At 47.0% G+C, this 19,048-nt stretch carries 20 protein-coding genes; 7 read left to right on the forward strand and 13 right to left on the reverse strand.

The window, feature by feature from the left end; translation table 11 throughout:
* Positions 1-64 precede the first annotated feature (64 nt).
* Entirely contained in the window at positions 65-706 is a 642-nt protein-coding gene (gene rpe, locus Q0605_RS03655; protein ID WP_298061910.1) for a ribulose-phosphate 3-epimerase, read from the forward strand.
* Between the two features lie 21 nt (positions 707-727).
* The gene (locus Q0605_RS03660; RefSeq protein ID WP_298704338.1) at positions 728-1,534 is read left to right on the forward strand and encodes a 3'-5' exonuclease; all 807 of its coding nucleotides are present in this window, start codon (positions 728-730) and stop codon (positions 1,532-1,534) included.
* A gap of 923 nt (positions 1,535-2,457) precedes the next feature.
* Here the strand turns inward: Q0605_RS03660 and Q0605_RS03665 are convergent.
* The 7 genes from Q0605_RS03665 to Q0605_RS03695 form a co-directional block, all read right to left on the reverse strand.
* Complete coding sequence (locus Q0605_RS03665) at positions 2,458-2,769, reverse strand: hypothetical protein (protein WP_298704340.1); 312 nt, start codon at positions 2,767-2,769, stop codon at positions 2,458-2,460.
* 632 nt (positions 2,770-3,401) lie between these two features.
* A complete protein-coding gene (locus tag Q0605_RS03670) occupies positions 3,402-4,538 on the reverse strand; it encodes a glycerate kinase (protein WP_298704342.1) in 1,137 nt (378 codons plus the stop codon).
* 396 nt (positions 4,539-4,934) lie between these two features.
* Complete coding sequence (locus Q0605_RS03675; protein ID WP_298704343.1) at positions 4,935-6,311, reverse strand: GntP family permease; 1,377 nt, start codon at positions 6,309-6,311, stop codon at positions 4,935-4,937.
* Positions 6,312-7,400: 1,089 nt separating this feature from the next.
* Positions 7,401-7,823 carry a Sua5/YciO/YrdC/YwlC family protein gene (locus Q0605_RS03680; protein ID WP_298704345.1) on the reverse strand — a complete coding sequence of 141 codons (423 nt, stop codon included), beginning with the start codon at positions 7,821-7,823 and terminating at the stop codon, positions 7,401-7,403.
* Between the two features lie 271 nt (positions 7,824-8,094).
* Positions 8,095-9,000 (reverse strand): DMT family transporter, encoded by a 906-nt coding sequence (locus tag Q0605_RS03685; protein ID WP_298704347.1) that lies wholly within the window; start codon positions 8,998-9,000, stop codon positions 8,095-8,097.
* 566 nt (positions 9,001-9,566) lie between these two features.
* Complete coding sequence (locus Q0605_RS03690; protein WP_298704349.1) at positions 9,567-10,382, reverse strand: site-specific DNA-methyltransferase; 816 nt, start codon at positions 10,380-10,382, stop codon at positions 9,567-9,569.
* The gene (locus tag Q0605_RS03695) at positions 10,375-10,731 is read right to left on the reverse strand and encodes a DpnII family type II restriction endonuclease (RefSeq protein ID WP_298704351.1); all 357 of its coding nucleotides are present in this window, start codon (positions 10,729-10,731) and stop codon (positions 10,375-10,377) included. The genes Q0605_RS03690 and Q0605_RS03695 overlap by 8 nt, the downstream gene beginning before the upstream one ends.
* An 18-nt stretch (positions 10,732-10,749) precedes the next feature.
* On the opposite strand from Q0605_RS03695, the gene Q0605_RS03700 reads away from it, so the two are divergent.
* Positions 10,750-11,046, forward strand: a complete 297-nt coding sequence (locus Q0605_RS03700; RefSeq protein ID WP_298704353.1) for a DpnII family type II restriction endonuclease — start codon at positions 10,750-10,752, stop codon at positions 11,044-11,046.
* Here the strand turns inward: Q0605_RS03700 and Q0605_RS03705 are convergent.
* The 6 genes from Q0605_RS03705 to bamD all read right to left on the reverse strand — a co-directional run bounded on the left by Q0605_RS03705 (position 11,002) and on the right by bamD (position 15,839).
* Entirely contained in the window at positions 11,002-11,196 is a 195-nt protein-coding gene (locus tag Q0605_RS03705; RefSeq protein ID WP_122863220.1) for a DpnII family type II restriction endonuclease, read from the reverse strand. The genes Q0605_RS03700 and Q0605_RS03705 overlap by 45 nt on opposite strands.
* Before the next feature lie 7 nt (positions 11,197-11,203).
* Positions 11,204-11,395, reverse strand: a complete 192-nt coding sequence (locus tag Q0605_RS03710) for a DpnD/PcfM family protein (RefSeq protein WP_298704356.1) — start codon at positions 11,393-11,395, stop codon at positions 11,204-11,206.
* A complete protein-coding gene (locus Q0605_RS03715; protein ID WP_298704358.1) occupies positions 11,395-12,105 on the reverse strand; it encodes a hypothetical protein in 711 nt (236 codons plus the stop codon). Before Q0605_RS03715 ends, Q0605_RS03710 begins: the two co-directional genes overlap by 1 nt.
* Positions 12,102-12,272 carry a hypothetical protein gene (locus Q0605_RS03720; RefSeq protein ID WP_297996732.1) on the reverse strand — a complete coding sequence of 57 codons (171 nt, stop codon included), beginning with the start codon at positions 12,270-12,272 and terminating at the stop codon, positions 12,102-12,104. The genes Q0605_RS03715 and Q0605_RS03720 overlap by 4 nt, the downstream gene beginning before the upstream one ends.
* Positions 12,273-12,672: 400 nt before the next feature.
* Positions 12,673-15,183 carry an endopeptidase La gene (gene lon, locus Q0605_RS03725; protein WP_298704360.1) on the reverse strand — a complete coding sequence of 837 codons (2,511 nt, stop codon included), beginning with the start codon at positions 15,181-15,183 and terminating at the stop codon, positions 12,673-12,675.
* Between the two features lie 8 nt (positions 15,184-15,191).
* Entirely contained in the window at positions 15,192-15,839 is a 648-nt protein-coding gene (gene bamD / locus Q0605_RS03730) for an outer membrane protein assembly factor BamD (protein ID WP_295152470.1), read from the reverse strand.
* A gap of 252 nt (positions 15,840-16,091) precedes the next feature.
* Between bamD and Q0605_RS03735 the strand changes: the two genes are divergently transcribed.
* The 4 genes from Q0605_RS03735 to raiA are packed head-to-tail and all read left to right on the forward strand — an operon-like array spanning position 16,092 to position 19,000.
* Positions 16,092-16,838 (forward strand): type II secretion system protein, encoded by a 747-nt coding sequence (locus tag Q0605_RS03735; protein WP_298704362.1) that lies wholly within the window; start codon positions 16,092-16,094, stop codon positions 16,836-16,838.
* 12 nt (positions 16,839-16,850) lie between these two features.
* The gene (locus tag Q0605_RS03740; protein ID WP_298704364.1) at positions 16,851-17,909 is read left to right on the forward strand and encodes a type II secretion system protein; all 1,059 of its coding nucleotides are present in this window, start codon (positions 16,851-16,853) and stop codon (positions 17,907-17,909) included.
* Positions 17,909-18,442, forward strand: coding sequence for a hypothetical protein (locus Q0605_RS03745; protein WP_298704366.1), 534 nt, complete (start codon positions 17,909-17,911; stop codon positions 18,440-18,442). The genes Q0605_RS03740 and Q0605_RS03745 overlap by 1 nt, the downstream gene beginning before the upstream one ends.
* 15 nt (positions 18,443-18,457) lie before the next feature.
* The gene (raiA, locus tag Q0605_RS03750) at positions 18,458-19,000 is read left to right on the forward strand and encodes a ribosome-associated translation inhibitor RaiA (protein WP_298704368.1); all 543 of its coding nucleotides are present in this window, start codon (positions 18,458-18,460) and stop codon (positions 18,998-19,000) included.
* Positions 19,001-19,048: the final 48 nt, after the last annotated feature.

The raw sequence follows: 19,048 nt of genomic DNA on the forward strand, positions 1-19,048 counted from the left end.
TTTAGCGAAATTTATGACAAAACTAAGTAAAATTTCGCATCTTGAAATTTTATAAGGAATCTTAATGTATGTAGCACCCAGCATTTTATCGGCGGATTTCGGAAGGCTTGCGGAGGAGATTCGCGCAGTCTGCGAGGCGGGCGCCGATCTCATTCACGTAGATGTGATGGATGGGCATTTCGTACCTAATCTCACGATCGGACCGCTCGTAGCAAGCGCCGCGGCAAAGGCGAGCAGCAAGCCTTTAGACATCCATCTGATGGTTAAAAACGTGCCGTTTTTCGTCGATCTTTTTTTGCCGCTAAAGCCGAAATTTCTTAGCTTCCACATCGAGGAGGAGACCCATCCGCTGCGCCTCATAGATCACATCCGCCATAGCGGCGTCTCGCCTGCAGTCGTGCTAAATCCGCACACTCCGCTTAGCGCGCTGGAGTTTATCTTGGGCGAAGTGGATATGGTGCTTTTGATGAGCGTCAATCCAGGTTTTGGAGGGCAAAAATTTATCCCCTCGGCGCTTGAGAAAATTAAGCAGCTGCGCGAGCTGATCGATCGCAAAGGCGCAAAATGCCTCATCGAGGTCGACGGCGGCGTAAACGGGCTGAATATTGCTGGTATCGACGAAGCGGGCGCCGACGTCGTGGTGGCGGGCAACTACATATTTTCTTCAAACGACTACGCGGAGGCGATCCGTGCGCTTAAAATTTAGACGCGGCACAGGGGTAAAATTTTGACGCGCCAGATCGAAAATCTCATAAATTTACTGGCTCAAAAGAGCATAAATTATTACGATTTTATCTCAAAAGCAAGCGACATTGCCGAGATTACCGAGCTTTTCGAGCCCAAAGACCTCTCGATGTGGCGGGCGCTGGGCATAGATATAATAAAGCTAGATAGCGGCAAAATCACGCTCAAAACCCGCGAGACGGACATTTCGGATGAAATTTTTTGCTTCGTGGACATCGAAACGAACGGCGGGCTCTCAAACGGCCAGATCATCGAAATCGGCGCGATAAAAACGCGCGGTACGCAGGAGCTGGGCCGCTTCGAGAGCTTCGTTTACGCGCCCGTCGTGCCCGAAAATATCACGGAGCTTACGGGGATCTGCGCGGAGGATCTGGTGGGCGCTCCGCCGCTAGCTAGCGTGCTGGAGCGGTTTAGGCTGTTTTTAGGAGATAGCGTTTTTGTGGCGCACAACGTCAAATTTGACTACGGCTTCATCGACGTTAGCCTGCAAAAATGCGGCTTCGGGATGCTTTTAAATCGCAGGCTCTGCACCGTCGAGCTCGCGCGCCGCACGATCGAGGCGCAAAGATATGGGCTCGGCTCGCTAAAAGAGCTTTTAGGCGTGCAAAACGTCCATCACCGCGCATTTAGCGATGCCATTTCCTGCTTTGAAATTTTTAAATTCGCGCTCTCGCGCCTGCCGTGGAGCGTGCAAAGCACCGAGGATCTGATACTTTTTAGTAAGACCGCAAAGAGCCTGGCGCTGCCTAGGTCGCAGATTTCGGGGCACGGCGAGGGCGAAATTTTATAAATCGCGCGCCGAATTAAGAGATGAAATTTTATTGAAATTTCGCGCCGCCGTTTGAGAGGTAAATTTTACGCTTTTAAGCGGCGGCGCTTTAATCTGCGCGGATTGCGGTAGCGTAAATTCGATCCGAGCGATTTTGGCGGGCAAATCGGCGCGTATGGACCTAGATTTTGAAATTTTACCCTTGCCATAGTGATTGAATGCGCACAAATCGCGGCGGCGCAAATTTAAAACGCTACTGCGGCGAGATGTGATTGCGAGCGAACCGAAACGGCGCGAATTTAAGCAGGCGCAGTTTTAAATCGCATTGCGATCGCACCGGATTTAAGTTTAAATGCCCGCAGCGGCGCTCTTCACGTATGCCGGCTAGGCGGATCATGCGATTTTAATTTACTCGGGCGGGTGCGGCAGCGAATGCTCGCGGAGCCTTTTTGCTTTCGCGGTTTTGATTTTTGCGGCGATAAATTTTGCGCCCGTCCGCAGTTTTACAACCTTGCTTCGGGCGAATTTTATGAGTGTTCGCAGTCACGCGGATGCGTCCGAAGCGTCGCGCGCTTTAAATTTAAAATTTAGCCTAGGCGCGCGAATTCGATGCTTTAAACTCTAAAATCAATAAATTTTACCCGCGCCTGCCCGTCTTTTGCGTCCTAAAAGCGATAAATTTGGCGTGCCCGCACTGCTGCCGCAGATGCGCTAAGCGCGAAGGTTTTCTGCATTCGCCGCTTAGAATTTTAAGATTTGATTTTAGCTTGACGACCTGATCGGTACGTGCCCGTGCCGCAAATTTTAAAATGGAGCTTTATAAAATTTTTTGGCGCTGACCGAAAATTAAATTTCATAAATTTTTATCGCAAATACAGCGCGATCGGAGTAAATTTACGTAAACCCAAAATTTATCGTAGCGGCGTACCGTAGTCGCATATGTACTAAAATTTAGCGATAAGCGAATCCGCGATCCTAATAATACGAATTTTACGCAGACGCGCCCCGCTTTGCATCAAAGCGTCATCGGAGGGCTTGACGAGCTTTGCGAGCAGGGGAAGTAATGCGCCGCCGCCATTTTTGCAAGAAGCGCGATTTTGCGATTGGGCGGTCTTTTTCGCCTCAAAAAGGGCATATCGCGGGCTAAAATTTAAACGGAATTTTATAAAGCAGATCGCTACTTTTAAATTTATGTTGCAAATCTCATAGACTGCGAATATGGCGTTAAATTTTAAAATTCTGTCTGTTTTAGTCATGTCTTGAGGTATGTATTGTGAGGGGTGCGCGAGCCGCTTGATTGAAAAATGAGTTTTAGATTTCGCATTGAGTATATAACGCGCGGTAAAATAAATTTTTGCGCCGAAAATTTCACGCTGCTGCGTCACCCTGAGTCGCCCGCTGTCTTAACTCTCATCCGATCACTTCGTATTTTCAAACGCGCTAGAATTTCAGCAAAGCTACGTTTTAATGCAAAATTTATCTACTTACCGCGTTCTGCGGCGGATGAAATTCTGCCGTCCGTCGCAAGCTGCGCGCGGTATTTGCTCGCCGCGCATGCACGTCATAGCCCATATCCCCTTGCTGCGACCGCCGCTTTACTAACGTCCATCGTTGTAGGCTCTCGCCTGCTTCTTCGCGTATATTTTTGTGCCTTGTAAGCTGCGCGTCACCGCATCTGCGTCAAGATCGCGCCGTGCCTTTAAAGCACGCAAATCTATCCTGCATAAAATTTCGCTTCTTCGCCGTGCTCGCCTCCTGCCGCACTTTGTCGTGCTTATTTGTTGTGAGCCGCCGCTGCCTCGTATTTAGCGACCATACCTACCGCGCATGTATACCGCGCTCGTTGCAAGTTTTAGCGGGCGTGCCTTAAAATTTTAGCCCAAAATCCCTATTTAGCGCCGCGTCCTAGCAGAAATAATCTCACCGCTTGTTCGGCGACGCGGGCTAAATTTTGTGTTGCGGTCTCTTTTTCCATCGCGCGCTCAAGGCTCATCGGTTCGTTTAGGATGCAAAAAAATGCGCCTATACCCCGCTCATTACAGCCGCCGGCACAGGGTGAGATGCCGCCTGCCAGCGCGATTACGGGCACGCCGTAGGAAGCGGCGATCTTCGCGACGCCGCAGGGGGTTTTACCCATCGAGCTTTGAAAATCGAGCCTTCCTTCGCCTGTGATGACGAGCTCGACGCCTTTCATATCGCGATCCAGTCCGATCTCTTCGGTGATGATGTCGATGCCTGGCTTAAGCGTCGCGTTTAGAAAGCTTACGAAGCCAAAGCCTAGCCCGCCGGCAGCTCCTGCTCCGGGGCTATTCCAAAGCTCGCATCCAAGATGTTTGCTTACGACGCTTGCAAAATTTATAAGTCCCGCATCGAGCTGCTTTACCATCGCCGCATCCGCGCCCTTTTGCGGGGCGTAAATATATGCCGCGCCGTTTTCGCCAAAAAGCGGATTATCCACGTCGCAGGCGATGAGAAACTCGCATTCTTTAAGATGCGGTAGCACCGAAGTGCAATCTATCGTGGCGAGTTTAATCAGATTCTCGCCTGCTCCCGCAAGCTCTGCGCCATTTGCATCTTTAAATTTAAAACCAAGCGCCCGCAGCATCCCCATGCCCGCATCATTCGTAGCACTTCCACCGATACCGATGATAAACTTTCGCGCGCCGTGTGCGATCGCATGCGCTATCATCTCGCCAAAGCCATAAGTGCTCGTTTTTAGCGGGTTACGGCGCGATTTTTCGATGAGCGGCAGACCCGATGCGGACGCCATTTCTAAGATGCCTAGCTCGCCTTTTAAGGCGTAGCGCGCGGGCGTTTTTTCGCCTAACGGATTTGCTACGATGACGTCCATGAACCTAGCCTTTAGCGCGTCGGCAAGGGCTTCAACGCTGCCTTCGCCGCCATCTGCGATAGGTTTGACGAGCACCTCGCAGCCTAGCTTTTCGATGCCTGATTTTACGGCGTTGCCCGCCTCAAGCGAACTAAGTGAGCCCTTAAACGAGTCGATCGCGACTAAAACTTTCATATTTTTCCTTTAGCTGGTATTTTAAAATTTTGGAATTTTACAGCGCGTAGGCTAAATTTACGATGACAAGACTGAAGCAAGAGTAGAATTTTAAAATCTCGTCGCCAAATTTGTGGGGCAAATTTCAAAATTTCATGTCGTGGAATTTTAAAATTCTGTAAACCACAGAATTCCGGCTAAATTTTAAAATTCCGTAGCGATAGAATTTTAAAATTTCGCTCCTTGAGGCTTTGTGTGTAAATTTAAAACTCCGCTAATACGAAATTTTAATACTAGGGCATTTGCGCGGTATGGCTAGCTACGTAAATTTAAAGAATTTTATGTAGCTAGCCGATAGTAGATGCCGCGTATTGCACTCTGCACTGATTTAGCGCTGTAGCGGCTAAATAAGCTAGCCTAGATCAAAAACAGCGACAAAACCCACACGCTGATCATGCCCGTAATGCCCATAATTAGCGTAAGCATAGTTTGGGTGCGGTAACCTTGCTGCGGATTCATCTTGCTGAAATTTGTAACGACCCAAAAGTAGCTGTCATTAGCGTGCGAAACGGTCATCGCGCCCGCTGCGATCGCCATTACCACAAGCGCGCCGGACATTTCGGAGGTGAAGCCCAGTACCTGCATCAGCGAGCCGTCCGCGTTAAATGCGCCCATAATCGAAGCTGTAGTGATGATCGCAACGGTGGAGCTTCCTTGTGCGGTTTTTAAGACGGCCGAGATTAAGAATGGGAAGAAAATCCCCGCAGCTTTAATGGCAGTCGCATTGTCCTTGATGTAGGTTACGAAGCCGGCGTCGGTGATGACCTTGCCCAGCACTCCGCCCGCTGCGGTAATGAAGAGGATCGGGCCTACGATTTTTAAGGATTCGTTTGTGATCTCGTTAAATTCGCCTAGTTTGCCGGTTTGCACGAGTAAAAATACCGCAAAAACTACGCCCAAGGCTAGCGCGATGATAGGATTTCCTAAAAATTGCGAAATTTCGCCCGCAAATCCGCCTACTTTTAGGATCTTGGCAACGGAGCCCAGCGCCATAAATATGATCGGTATCAAAATAGGGGCTAAGCTTAAAAATCCGCCCGGCAATTTGCCGTATTGTTTAAGTAGATCGTCGTAGCTTTTGGCGATGACTTCATTGGCTTCAGCTTCGCTTATATGCACGCTCTTGGCGACTTTTTTAGAAAAAAAGTATGTGGCGATCAGCACCGGCAAGGACACCACCGCGCCCATTGCGATTACGAGCAGCAGATTGCCGCCTAGACCCACGGCGCCTGCTGCGGCGATCGGTCCCGGAGTCGGCGGGATGAATACGTGCGAGGCGTAAAGTCCGCCGGAGAGCGCTACTGCAAGAGCGACCGGATTTTCGCCGATTTTTTTGCTGATAGCTTCTCGGATCGGATTTAATACGACGAAGCCGCTGTCGCAAAATACGGGGATACCCACGATCCAGCCCATTATGAGCATCGCAAGCTCGGGGCGCTTTTGCCCGACTACGTTTACGACCATATCGGCGAGTTTTAGCGCCGCGCCCGTCTTTTCGAGCACGGTGCCGATGAGCGCGCCGAAGATTATGACGATACCGATACTCTTAAACGTGCCGCTGAATCCGTCGCCGATAATCGCGGGGATCTTGGCTAGCGGTATGCCCGCGACGATCGCGAGCGCCAGGGAGATAAGCATTAGCGCCAAAAATGGGTGAACGCCTGCTTTGGAGATCAAAAAAATCATCACGACGACCGCTATGGCGAAGCAGATGATTAACGCAACACCGCTCATAAAAGCTCCTTGAATGGATTTAATTTGCCCGCAAGCGGTTTAAGCTTAAGCTCCGTTTGCGCTTCAAATTTAATGCGGTAATTTTAGCGAAATTTTAATATAAAGCAAGAAAGGCGGCGTTAAATTTATGGAAATTTATGATTTATGCGAAAATGATGGACTAGCTAGCGAAATTTATCGGTTGGAATTTATCGGTGCCGCGCGGCGAGAGGCGGTTTAAATTTTAAAATTTGCAGCGTTTGGCTTGACGCACTGCGCGGCGGTGGAAATTTTATCGCGGATCTATCGTCGTGGTGCAGCAATGGGAGGGCGTGCGCTTGCACTTTACGCGCAATTTTGGCAGCTAAAGGGTTGGACGGATTTGCGGCGCCTGCTGTGGCGGCAGCGGTGGAGATAAGGCAGTAGTAGCGGAGGCGGCGGTGAAGCAGCGGCGGCAGGGCTTTTGATATACAATCGGCGATGATAGAATTTTTGATCGTAATACTTGCAGCGGCGATAAAATTTTAATTGAATAGGTATCGGCGACAGTTGAATTTTATTAAAACTATATGAAGTAGCGGCAAAATTTTGATTTTAGCGTCGTCAGAGAAGCTGTTTTCACAAGATGGAATTTTAATCAAAGGCAGAAGCGGCGTCGGTAGAGCTTCGATCAAAAACGGCGCGTAGCGGCTCGGATAAAAACCAGCGGCAATGCCCAATCTCTAAAATTTTGATCCAGAGCACTCGGGATGCGAGAGTTTTTAGCGATAATCTTAGCTTGCTCGAGTTAAAATTTTGATCGAGAGTATCTGGCGATAGAATTTCATTCAAAGCTAGCAATGGCGAAATTTTACGGCTTCGAAAACGGCAGTAATTTTACTGCTTAAGGCTAGTGGAAATTTGCGGCTTTTTTACGATTTTTCTGCGAGTCTGCCGTGATCCTTTCGCGATTTTTTAAAATTTCAGACGGTATTTGCGCGGTTTATATGTGACGAAATTTTACGGTTCGTGCAATTTATAAGAGCCATTTAAAATTACAAAGTTGCTTAAATTTATAAACTAGTGCCTCTTTTTGAGCGTTCTTTGCGCGCATAAATTTAATCGGCAGCTCTATCTAATCCGCAAAATTTTAGTTTTTGAAATTTTATATATTTTCGAGCTTGCGTTTTGGCTGAAATTTTGATCCACGACCTGATCCGCCGCAGCTTTCGCCCAGGCTTCGTCGAAGTTTTGTCCGTTTAAATTTGCGCTGCTAGAGTAAAGCCAGTCAAATTGCCTCAAAAACTCCTCGTGAGCGCACCCTTTTACGACGCGCACGGCCTTGGCGTTCGGATATAAAAACGTCGTTTTTCTCGCGTGGCGCACTAAATTTTTAAATTTAGCGGGCACGCGAGCGAGGTTTTTTAGCTCGCTAAGCTTTGCCGTCGTTATGAGGCAGGGCTTGTTCGCCGCTCGGCGTTTAAGCGCGTTTATCTCGCGAAAATCCTTGCTCAAAAACCCCGCCGTCGTATCGGTCTGCGCCAAATAAATCATATTTTTCTCCGAAATTAATCTCTTAAACGCCGCTCACGCCCGACTTACCGCAAATTTTGCTACAATCTCTCGCCCGAAACGAGCGCATAAAAACGTCGCAAATCAGCGCCTAATTTTATCTAAAACTTAAGCCAAGCCTAGTTTCAATCGCACCCGAGCCGCCTCGCTTGCAAAAATTGCTTCTTCGAGCTTTTTAAAACAAGCCTTTGCTTCTCGCAAAAAGGACGCGCTTATGATTTGATTAAATTTGGCGCGATTAGGTCTTGCCGCATTAAATTTTACGCCTTTTATCGCCCCTGGCCAGCAAAAATATGCACAATATGATGAGCGTAAAGCCCGCAAAATCAAGAAACACGAACTCCGTCCCCAGCCAAAAATAGGCAAACGCCGCCGCGCTAACGGGCTCGATGCATGCGATCATGCTCGCCCTGCTTGCGCCTATTATCTTTAGCCCCGTCATGTAGAAGCTAAACGCGCATATCGTACCCAAAATCACCACCGCTGCAAGCGCCGCAAAGCCGTCCGCGTCGCTCACGCCGCCCAGCTGCCAAACCCGCGTGTAAAGCGCGAGCGCGCCGCCGCCGATGACCATGCCCCAGCCTAAATTTAACGGGACGGGGTATTTTTGATTTAGCTTCGCGGGGATGAGGCTATAAATCACGACACCAAGCGCGCTAATGAGGCACCAAACCAGCGCCTGCGCACTGATAACCAGCGAGCCTAGATCGCCGTGAGTGGCGAGCAGCACGACGCCCAGCACTGCCAAAATAAGCGCGATGAGCTCGATCTTTTTGGGCGCGCGCCGCTCCAAAAAGCAAACGACGGCGAGAATGAGCGCGGGGGCGGAGTACTGGATCACCGTCGCAACGGCGGCGTTTGAGAGCTCGATACCGCAAAAGTACGAATACTGCGTCATCATGAGCCCAAAAAACGCGTAAATAAGCAGCTGCGGCAAAAGCGCGCGATCTTTTAGCGGCGCAAGGGCTAGGCGCGGCGAACGAACGACATAATACGCTACCATAGAAAGCCCCGCAAGGCTCAGGCGGTATGGCACGAGCCAGTCGGCACTAACGCCTTTTTGCGTGAACAAATACTGCCCGCAAACTCCGCTAAAGCCCCATAATACGCCGCCAAGAAGCGTGATGAAAACGCCGAAAAACTCGCTCTGAGATCTCATTTGCCGCCTTAAATTTAAAGCCGAAGTATATAAGCTTATGCTTAAGCTGGGGTTAAATGTGGGGGTTTGGCGCGGCGCGATGAGTAAGGTAGGTGGAATTAAATTTAGGCGAATATAGCAAAAATCGGCAAAGATTTAAATTTGTGTGCGTCCGAACGCAATACGCGACTACTAAATTTTGACGAAATCGGCGAGAATTTTAAATTTGAGCGGATGGATAAGGAGGGCATTGCAAAATAATCTTTGAGGTTGTATTGTAAATTTTGAACGCGACAAGATGAATGAAAATGTCGCATGGCTGGATGAGGCGGTTTTAAATTTAACCACACGCACCCCTGTCCTTACTTCATGCCTTGCATTCGCAGCTTTTTAAGAATCGGCTCGAGCGTAGTTTGAAGTTTCCTCTTGCTCGCAAGCTGCTTTAGCGGAGTGAAAAAGACGGTAGCAAACGCGGCGAATAACAAATAGCCTGCGAAGCTTAAAATTTTAAAACTAGCAACGTATATTTCTTTTGCGGTTGCAAATTTGCGAAGCAAAAAGCGCACTAAAATTCAAACGCTTAAATTTTAAAATTTCAAACTCTCTTGTTCTAATAGTCGCAAATCTGCAATCTTTCGCCTAAATTTGGCGAAATTCGCGTCCAGCTCGCGTTTGCGTTTTACGGCGATATCTATAAACTCGTCCTCTTTTTCGATACCTACGAATTTTCGTCCTAGTAAATTCGCAGCTACGCCGGTCGTCGCAGAGCCTGCAAAAGGATCACAAACGACGCTATTTTGAGTGCTCGCCATTAAGATTAACCGCACCAAAAGCGGCAGTGGTTTTTGCGTCGGATGCTTGCCGCACGCCTTCTCCCACGGCGCGATCGCGGGCAAGCTCCACACGTCGCGCATCTGCTTGTCGCCGTTTAGCTTTTTCATTAGCTCATAGTTGAAAATATGCTTAAATTTCTCGCTTTTTCTTGCCCAGATGATCTGCTCCGAGCTGTGCGTGAGATAGCGGCAGCTGAAATTCGGCGGCGGATTAGTCTTCGCCCACGTGATGACGTTTAGGATTTTGTAGTCCAGCTTTTGCAGCGCCCGACCGATCGAAAATATATTGTGATACGTCCCGCTTATCATTACGCTGCCGTTGTTTGCAAGTGCATCTTTGGCGAGCGCGAGCCATTCGAGATTAAATTTATCTATCTCATCGATACCGTAGCTTTTGTCCCACTCGCCCTTGTTTACGCTTACGATTTGCCCGTTTTGAATACTAAGTCCGTCATTTGAGAGAAAGTAGGGCGGATCGGCAAAAATGAGGTCAAACTCGCCTTTAAATTTAGGCAAAATATTGAAGCAATCGTCTTTAAAAAGCTTAAAATCATCGGCTAACTTAAACATTTTTAAGCTCTTTTATAAAGTGATAAAGCGTGGCGAGATTATAAATTTTAACGCTTTTGTAGGCTTCTTCCAGTTTGTTTTTAGCCGCCAGCCACCCCTGTCCGTCGGTTATCCAGACAAATTTAAATCCGCCACAAAGCGCGATCTTTTGTGCTATTTCGATATAAGACCTTGCGACTTCGTTTAGCTTTGAGCCGCCCGTGCCGTAAAAATTCGCCTCGATCAGATATGTTACGTCACTTGCACTAATAACGAAATCGAAAATCTTTTGATCGCTTCCTAAATTTAGAGCAAAATTCCTACTGCTAACCTCGGTTTGAAAGCAGATATTTTCACTCTTTTCGGGCAAAACAAATGGTGTTTCGATGTGTTAAATTTACTCATTGCCGTTCGCGATAAAAACACGGACGTGATAGCGACTAGCGGTGAGCTAACGAAACTTGGAACGTATTTTAAAAGTCCCGAAAAAATTTATGAGTTTTGCCAAGAAAGCGGACTAGATAAAATTTTTACGGACGGAAAGGTTAAAAATTTGCACGATTACGTATTCGGCGTGGAAGTTGGGCTCGATACAAACGCGCGAAAAAATCGCGGAGGCGCAAATTTCTCGCGAACGATTTCAGAGTATCTTGAAAGTGAAAATATCTGTTTTCAAATCCTTTGAACCGAGTAAAAAATCAAGCGTGTGGAGCTTGATAGAAACGGCTTTTAGATTTTTGCCGCATTTTTCAAAGTCGGTAAAGTAGTCAAGGCTTGCATTTGTTTTTCTAAGTGAGCGTAAAAAGTCATCGAATTTCGTTAAATTTGGTTCCATAAATTTCCTAAATTTCAGTTTTCGGCTCGTCCGCGATCGTCGCTTTAAAGTCCGCGCAGACGAAATCCTCTGCACTCAAAATGATCTCGCAGTTTTCGTAAGCTGTCTGCGCGATCTTACACGCTTCTTCTTTATTTTTCGCTTTAATTACAACCTTTTTAGCCAAAATTTCGGCAATCTCTACTTCAAATTCTTTCATCAAATCCCCATTTTTACTTTCGCGCTCTCACTTTCTAAGTCGTATTGTTTAGCGATACTTTCGTAGCTCGCAAATTTCACGCTACCGGCAATATCTTTGTATATCGACGCGCTTATCACGCTTTGAAACTGCCTCAACCTGCCCTCATCCGCGACGATAAATATTTTGGCGTTAAAGTCCTGAAGTTCGTAAAATTTATTGAGAGAATTTTTAAAGTCCGTCGAGTGCTCGACCTCGAAAAACGCGTAAGGTAGATTTCGCTCGTTAAACCAGATTGCATCGACGCTGCGTGCCTTATTTAGTATGCTCGGGTAGGCAAATTCGTAAATCGCCTTTAGCGAAGTGAGGTCGTCCAGCTTTTTGCTTGCGACGAAGCTTTTATTTTTATCCTGTGGCGGCACATAGGTTTGAAATTTGCGCAGGTTGCCGATCTCTACGATAAGGCCTTGGAAATAGGAGTGAGTGAAGCTGTTTCGCGGATTCGCGCCACTTTCAAACTCATTTAAAATTTGCGTCTCAAGTGACTTTAAGCCCCAAAGACCCGGGCGAATCTTAAAAAACTCCGCATTTTCTTGCACGATACGCCGTATAGAAGCGAATGGCGTTTTAGTTGGCCACGAGCTAACGTCGGTCGCAGAATAAAGTTGCGATAGAGTCGCCGCGCCGCCAAGCTCTATCATCGCCGCTATCACGAAATCTTTTTGTTTCATCTTTGCTTGTCCGTTTTTGTTGTCGCTAACGCTCGGATAAAATTTAACTTCATATTAAACAAGCCTTCGCTTCGGACGCAGACGAAATTCGCGGGCGGAACGGTTAAAATTTGCGGCGCCTGTTTAGGTGCGTAAAGCTGCTTAAACTCTTTTTTAAAATCAAACATTTTATTCCTTTCGCGAGATAAATTTCATAAAATTTTGCGCTAGAAGCGGAGCTAAAATTTTATGCGGTCATAAAATTTCATATCATCACGTGATCGTGCGGATGGAAATTTTACGAATTCTACATTTGCCGTAACTGCTGCGAGAAATTTTGTCGCAAGCGCGGCGAGAGCTTGCGATGCGAATAAAATTTCACGCTATCTCAAGCGAGCATAAAATCTATCGCAAGAATTTTAGAAATTTAACGCATGCGGATAGGTTTTACGCAGGCAAAATTTTGCGTGGACGAAATTTATACAGGCAAAATTTTACGCGGTAAAAATTTAGCGTCGCCTCAAATATTTCAAAATTCTACGCAAAGCGTGCGGCTAAAGCGGCTAAATTTAAAGCGGCGCTTTAAATTTAAACGAGCGCCAGCTTCAGCACCTCTTCGATCCGCTCTATCGGCGTTATTTTCAGATCATTTTTGACCTCGTCCGGGATCTCCGCCAGGTCGCGCTCGTAATTTTTGCGCGGGATCAAAACCTCGGCGATTTTGGCTTTGTGCGCGGCGATGAGCTTCTCCTTAAGCCCGCCGATCGGCAGCACCTTGCCGCTTAGCGTGATCTCGCCCGTCATCGCTAGATCGGCGCGCACCTTGCGCTCGCTTAAAATCGACGCGATCGCCGTGCTCATCGTGATACCCGCGCTCGGTCCGTCCTTGGGCGTCGCGCCCTCGGGCACGTGAATGTGAAGGTCGAATTTATTATAAATCTGCTCCGAGCTTTCGGAATTCTCTTCCGCGTCTAAATTTCGCGTCGCCGCAGGGCTTTTAGATGCGCCGCTATTTGCGCGCAATGCGGAGTTTTTGCCGCCGCGCGAGGCTTTTGTCGCGCCCGCCTTCGCGTCTTGCCCCGCTTGTAGCTTGCCCTCGTCGATCAGCACCTTTACGACGCTAAAGGCGATCTGCGCGGATTCTTTCATCACGTCGCCGAGCTGACCCGTGATCGTCATCGCACCCTTGCCTTTGATCTTGACCGCTTCGATCTTGAGTACGTCGCCGCCTACCGCAGTCCACGCAAGCCCGTTTACGATACCGATTTGATCGCGTTTTTCAACCTCGTCGATCTCGAAAACCTTTTTATTTAGGAATTCGCTTAAATTTTTCGTCGTAATGACGATTTTTTTAAACTCTTTGTCTTTTAAAATTTTAACCGCGACCTTGCGAAAGATCGCTGCGATCTGGCGGCGCAGGTTTCGCACGCCGCTTTCGCGCGTGTACTCTTCGATGATCTCGGAAAGGGCGGCGGGGTTGATCGCTACGTCGGCGGATTTTAAACCGTGGCGCTGCAGCTCCTGGGGGATCAGATAGTCCTTGGCGATCTGAAATTTCTCCTGCGGCGTGTATGAGCTAAGCTCGATAAATTCCATCCTATCGCGCAGCGGCGCGGGTATGAGAGATACGTCGTTTGCCGTGGCGATAAAGATGATCTTGCTAAGATCGATGTTAAAATTTAGATAATAATCCCTAAAGCTCGAGTTTTGCTCCGGATCTAAAATTTCAAGCAGAACCGCCGTCGGATCGCCCTTGTATGAGCTTGAAATTTTATCGATCTCATCAAGCACGATGACGGGATTCATCTGATTTGCCTCGATGAGCCCTTGCACGATGCGGCCGGGCATCGCGCCGATGTAGGTGCGGCGGTGTCCGCGCAGCTCGTTTACGTCCTCGAGCCCGCCCAAAGCGATGCGGATGAGTTTGCGCTTAAGCGCGGTCGCGATAGAGTTTGCAAGGCTCGTTTTGCCTACGCCGGGAGGGCCGTAGAAGCACAGGATCGCGCCGCCGTTTTTGCCGTCCTCTTTACTTTTCTTGCTGCTTGTGCCGCGAAGCTCCAAAAGCTGCTTTAGCGCGAAATACTCCTCAATGCGCGCCTTGGGCCTTTTTAGGGAGTGGTGGTCTTTGTTTAGCTGCGCCGTAACGCCCTCGATAGACATCTTGTGTTTGGCAGTCTTTTCAAAAGGCACCTCCAAAACCCAGTCCAGATAGCTTTGCACTAGCCCCGCATCGGCGCTATCAGGATGAAGGCGGGCAAATTTATCGATCTGCTTTTTGATCTCTTTGTAGGCATCCTCGCCCAAATAGGGCTTTTTGGCTTCCAGCTTTTTGCGGTACTCCTCGATCTCGACATCGCGATCGGCGTCGCCTCCGAGCTCCTTTTGGATCTGCTTGAGCTGCTCTTTTAAAAAATACTCCTTGTTCGTCTTATCGATCTTGGAATGAACCTTGCTTTTGATCTCCTTTTCGAGCCTCTGTGCTTCTATCTCGTCGGAGATGTAGTTGATGAGGTTGAAAAGGCGCTTTTGCAAGTTGCTCTCGGTAAAAAATGAGTAGGCTACCTGCTTTTTTAGGCGCAGTGCGCTTAAAATCAGGTCGCAAACGCGCGCTGCGTCGGTGCCGTCGTCGATGGTTTTTAGCAGATCGTTCGGGAAAAAATGCGTAAGCGTGCTAAGCGTCTTGGTTTTTTCCTTTAGCACGCTTACCAGCGCGTCTAATTTCTGGTCGTTGCCGCGCTCGTCGTGGATGATATCGACGGTAGCGATTAGCGGATCTTGTGAAATTTCTTTTACGATTTTGCCTTTTAGCGCGCCTTGGAATAAAATTTTAACCCGACCGTCAGGAAGCGGCACGGTTCTCATCACGGAGCCCACTACGCCCGCGTTATAGATACCGCCAAAGCTTCTATCGCCGCTAAATTCCGACTTGGAACTTACGACCATTATCATAGATTCGTTTTTGGCGGCTAGATCGAGGGCTTTTTTATTATGCTCGTCGCCGATGAAAAGGGGCGCTATCATAAACGGATATAAAAATAGCTCGTCCTCGACGATGATAGGCAGATCGCTCGGGAAGGTTGTATTTTGCATCAGTTGCATCGCTCCTCCTACTCAAAAATCGCGCGATACCAAGGCGAGCGCGGTTTGATGACGTCGGTGCCGTTTAGCGGGGATTCTTCGATGCGCTGCTCGTAAATTTTGGCAGAACTTTCGCGATCGGTGCGCTGGTAAAGGTCTTTGATGTCGATATTTAGCTGATGCTCGGCAAGCCTGAGCTTCGTTAGCATCGTCTCAAGTAGCGGACGATACTCGCTCTGCGGGTATTCAGCTATAAATTTTCGAATTTCGTCTATGCTGTTTAGCATTAGCTTTTGGTTGCGATTTGGGCGGCTAAAGGAATCGAAATTTGCTCTAATTTTTAGAAATCTTGCGTATTCGATCTTCTGCGTCGTGCCGTAGAGGCGGATATATTCGTCTAGGTATTTGTTTGCTTTCTCGTAGTTTTCATCCTCCACAAAAGCCCACGCCATAATGAGTGTCATCTCCTCAAGCAGCGGAGAGGCGATATGCTCGCTAGAAAAGCTAGTGTAGTGCTTCTCGGCATCCTCCATGCTGGCGTTATTGATATCTTCTAAAATTTTAGAATACCATGCCTCGGGGCTTAGATTAAAAAGCTCGCCGTCACCTTTGCCACTGCAGCCGCCGATAAACGCGATAAATAGGAGAGCAGATAGAATTTTACTTAGATTTGTCATAAAAAATCCTTGGAATTTATTTAGCTCGTAATTTTATAGTCTTTGAGTAAATGCAAGCTTAAATTCCGCGTCCAAATTTAAAAATGGAATTTCTTTAAAATTTTTATGCGTTCGGGCTTAAAAATCTTTGAAAACCGAAAAAATTTACGCGATAAATTCTAAATTTAAGTTTAACAATAGTATAATTAGCGCCGATAACGCAGAGTAAGTTTGTGTTTCCGTAATTTCAAAATTTTAAAGAAAGGATGTAAGATGAAAAAAGGTTTTACTCTAATTGAGCTGATCTTTACCATCGTGATTTTGGCGATCACGACGATGGCGATTCCTCGTATCGTCGCGCAGACGACCGAGCTAAATGCGATCAAAGAGGAGCTCGTATATAACGCTAAAGCTTTTATGTCTCGTATATCTAAAGCGCAGTGGGATAGCGCATACGTAGCAGATGCTAGCTGCGGAGGCGATACCGGCTGCATGAAAAGAATTTTATCGGTAAATCCGTCGATAGATTTGCCGTATAATAGCACTATAGAGGCTAGGCCCGGGATTTTAAATGAAGCCAGCAAACGTGAGGTCAGCGCTCAGGCTCCGGCTACAAAAAAGCAGTTCGGTAGAAGGGGAATTTCTCTGGGTGGCGGTAATTATAACGATATCGACGACTACGACCGGTTCACGACGGTTATAACAGTCGGTAATTTGGTGGGCTCTAGTAGTAGAGGTGATTTTATCCTCAATACTAGGATTAATGTTGATGTGGATTATGTAGTAGAGCCTTTTAGCGCGGCGGAGTATGCTACGGGTACCGATATAAGAGGCGTTCTTAGCGATCTGCCTAACGACGAGTCTGCTGCCCCTACTAATATAAAGATGGTTAGGGTCGCCGCCACGGATCTAAACGATGCCGTAGCTAAAGATGGTACTGCCAAATCAGTAGTTTTAAAAGCGTTTTTATCTAATATCGGCGTCGGTTCCCAGACAACCGCCACTAGACGATATAACTGATAGGAGCACGAGATGAAAAGAGGTTTCACCCTTATAGAGCTTGTGTTTGTTATCGTAGTGCTAGGTATAATCTCGATGTTCGGTGCTGATCTATACACCAAGATCTACAAATCCTACGTGCATGTGCGTGCAGTAAATCAGCTGGAAGCCAGAACACAAAATGCGATGATGCTAATCACAAATCGCTTAGAAGATAGGATAAAAAGCTCTACTATAGGCAGAGAGCTTAGCTCAAACGAGTTTGTGCCGATTAGCGATCTTACTGATCCTAAATACGACATACTGGAGTGGATCGGACAAAGCGTAGAGACGAGAAATATAAATAAGAGAACTCCCGGTTGGAGCGGCTTTATGTCGATGTCTCAGCTAAAAGATAACACATGGACGGCAGGCGAACAAGATGCTGGCTATATCGCAAATACTAGGGCTGAATTTAATATGGTATCTTTAGGTAGTGATTTCCCCCAAGTAGCTAATATAGTTGAAAATTTAAGGGCTACTGCGTATAACACTCCGTCTAATAATACTCAGGTTGCTGTTATATTTAAAGTCGTCACGAATGATGCTTCACCTACTAGCGTAGGTATAGGCTTTGGCTACGATAGAAAGGTCGACGTGAACGGTAGCAATCGCGTGCTGATCGCCGTAGGCACTCCTAGTACTACGGGTACCAATAATAAAGAAAGCGAAACTATTACTATCAACCAATATCCATTAAATCCAAATAACGATAAATCGCAGGAATTCTCCGAGCAGTACTATATAGCTCATAGCGCTTACGCGATTGTTCCCGCTCAGGTCGTAACATATACGAAAGACAATGCGGGCAATTTGAGTAAGAATTTTAATCTACTTTTTAAGTATAACTATCGTCCTTGGAGCACTGCTAAAGATGATGCGAACTCGTATGATAAGGCTAGCAGTGCGTTACTAGCCGAGGACGTGAGCTTGTTTAGATTTAAGGATGATAACGGCGCCGTTGCACTTAAACTATGTATGAGAGACGACGGCAGAAATTTCGATCCTTCGGAGTTGGATCTAAATGTTTGTAAAGCACAGGTGGTGTACTAATGAAAACTATGCAAAAAGGCTTTGCTCTAGTAGCAGCCATATTTTTTATCATCATTGTAGCGACTACGGCGATTACGGCGTTATCTATCGCGTCCATGACGGCTCGCGATGTCAATAATATCCAAGGCAGAGAGCAGGCGCTACTGCTAGCTCAGAGCGCTACGGAGCTAGCAGTCCTTGCTATGCAAAAGCATCAGTATCTAACTACCGAGCTTAAGGCAGGAGGCGCTACGGCTGCGACCAATCCTACGTTAAATACGATTACTCTTGAGTATCCGTCAAATGATCCAGCTCAAAAGATGTTTGATATCACCGTGACATTCGGATATTTCGATAGACAGCTGGGTGCGCCCGGCAATCATACCGTCGCTTATAGTAATTTTGGGCAAGGCTCGTCAGAAAGTCTTGCGAACGGTAAGGTGGGTAAAATTCTAAGTCATGCCGCGCTTGTAGATGTGGTAGTAAAATCTAATGTAGCGGTTATGGGAAGACCACAGATCACATATCATAGGCGTACTATTCAAAAACCATAATGCAAAGGAGAGACGATGAATTTAAATATCGTAGGTAAGCAGTTTGAGCTAACAGAAGCTATTAAAAATTATGTCGAAAACGCATTTGAGACGCTAGAAAAATATAATCTCGACATCATCTCGGGGCGTTGTGTAATTTCTGCCGACGAGAAGCAAGGCAAAAAAGGTTTTGTAGTGGATTTTTCATTAAATTTAGCGCATCAAGATACTATCGTCGTGCGCCAAAAAGATAAAGATCTCTACGCTGCCGTCGATCTCATCGTCGAGCGCGCCTCAAAAGTGCTTCGCAGATACCACGATAAGGTAAATTCTCACAAAAATCGCGACGAAATGAAACAAAACGCTGTAGATAATGCAATCGGCGCTAATGAGCCAAATTTAAACGACAAGGTCGATGAAATCGTCCCTACCGAGCTAGAGCTTTATAAACCGCTAGAGATTGATGAAGCACTAAATAAGCTAAAAGAAAGCACCGATCAGTTTTTGGTTTTCAATGATATGGATGCTAAAATGCGTGTGCTTTATAAGCGCAAGGACGGTAAATTCGGCTTATTTTAGAATTTTAGAATTTTAGAATTTTAGAATTTTAGAATTTTAGAATTTTAG

This window comes from uncultured Campylobacter sp., assembly GCF_938017705.1.
GTDB lineage: Bacteria > Campylobacterota > Campylobacteria > Campylobacterales > Campylobacteraceae > Campylobacter_B.

Excerpts from the sequence above, each read along its gene's own strand:
- Q0605_RS03710 (WP_298704356.1), bottom strand. The coding sequence starts at position 11,395 with ATGAAAGAATTTGAAGTAGAGATTGCCGAAATTTTGGCTAAAAAGGTT.
- rpe (WP_298061910.1), top strand. The coding sequence starts at position 65 with ATGTATGTAGCACCCAGCATTTTATCGGCGGATTTCGGAAGGCTTGCG.
- Q0605_RS03720 (WP_297996732.1), bottom strand. The coding sequence starts at position 12,272 with ATGTTTGATTTTAAAAAAGAGTTTAAGCAGCTTTACGCACCTAAACAG.
- Q0605_RS03740 (WP_298704364.1), top strand. The coding sequence starts at position 16,851 with ATGAAAAGAGGTTTCACCCTTATAGAGCTTGTGTTTGTTATCGTAGTG.
- Q0605_RS03685 (WP_298704347.1), bottom strand. The coding sequence starts at position 9,000 with ATGAGATCTCAGAGCGAGTTTTTCGGCGTTTTCATCACGCTTCTTGGC.
- Q0605_RS03680 (WP_298704345.1), bottom strand. The coding sequence starts at position 7,823 with ATGATTTATTTGGCGCAGACCGATACGACGGCGGGGTTTTTGAGCAAG.
- Q0605_RS03690 (WP_298704349.1), bottom strand. The coding sequence starts at position 10,382 with ATGTTTAAGTTAGCCGATGATTTTAAGCTTTTTAAAGACGATTGCTTC.
- Q0605_RS03670 (WP_298704342.1), bottom strand. The coding sequence starts at position 4,538 with ATGAAAGTTTTAGTCGCGATCGACTCGTTTAAGGGCTCACTTAGTTCG.
- raiA (WP_298704368.1), top strand. The coding sequence starts at position 18,458 with ATGAATTTAAATATCGTAGGTAAGCAGTTTGAGCTAACAGAAGCTATT.
- Q0605_RS03735 (WP_298704362.1), top strand. The coding sequence starts at position 16,092 with ATGAAAAAAGGTTTTACTCTAATTGAGCTGATCTTTACCATCGTGATT.
- lon (WP_298704360.1), bottom strand. The coding sequence starts at position 15,183 with ATGCAACTGATGCAAAATACAACCTTCCCGAGCGATCTGCCTATCATC.
- Q0605_RS03715 (WP_298704358.1), bottom strand. The coding sequence starts at position 12,105 with ATGAAACAAAAAGATTTCGTGATAGCGGCGATGATAGAGCTTGGCGGC.
- bamD (WP_295152470.1), bottom strand. The coding sequence starts at position 15,839 with ATGACAAATCTAAGTAAAATTCTATCTGCTCTCCTATTTATCGCGTTT.
- Q0605_RS03745 (WP_298704366.1), top strand. The coding sequence starts at position 17,909 with ATGAAAACTATGCAAAAAGGCTTTGCTCTAGTAGCAGCCATATTTTTT.
- Q0605_RS03705 (WP_122863220.1), bottom strand. The coding sequence starts at position 11,196 with ATGGAACCAAATTTAACGAAATTCGATGACTTTTTACGCTCACTTAGA.
- Q0605_RS03665 (WP_298704340.1), bottom strand. The coding sequence starts at position 2,769 with ATGACTAAAACAGACAGAATTTTAAAATTTAACGCCATATTCGCAGTC.
- Q0605_RS03675 (WP_298704343.1), bottom strand. The coding sequence starts at position 6,311 with ATGAGCGGTGTTGCGTTAATCATCTGCTTCGCCATAGCGGTCGTCGTG.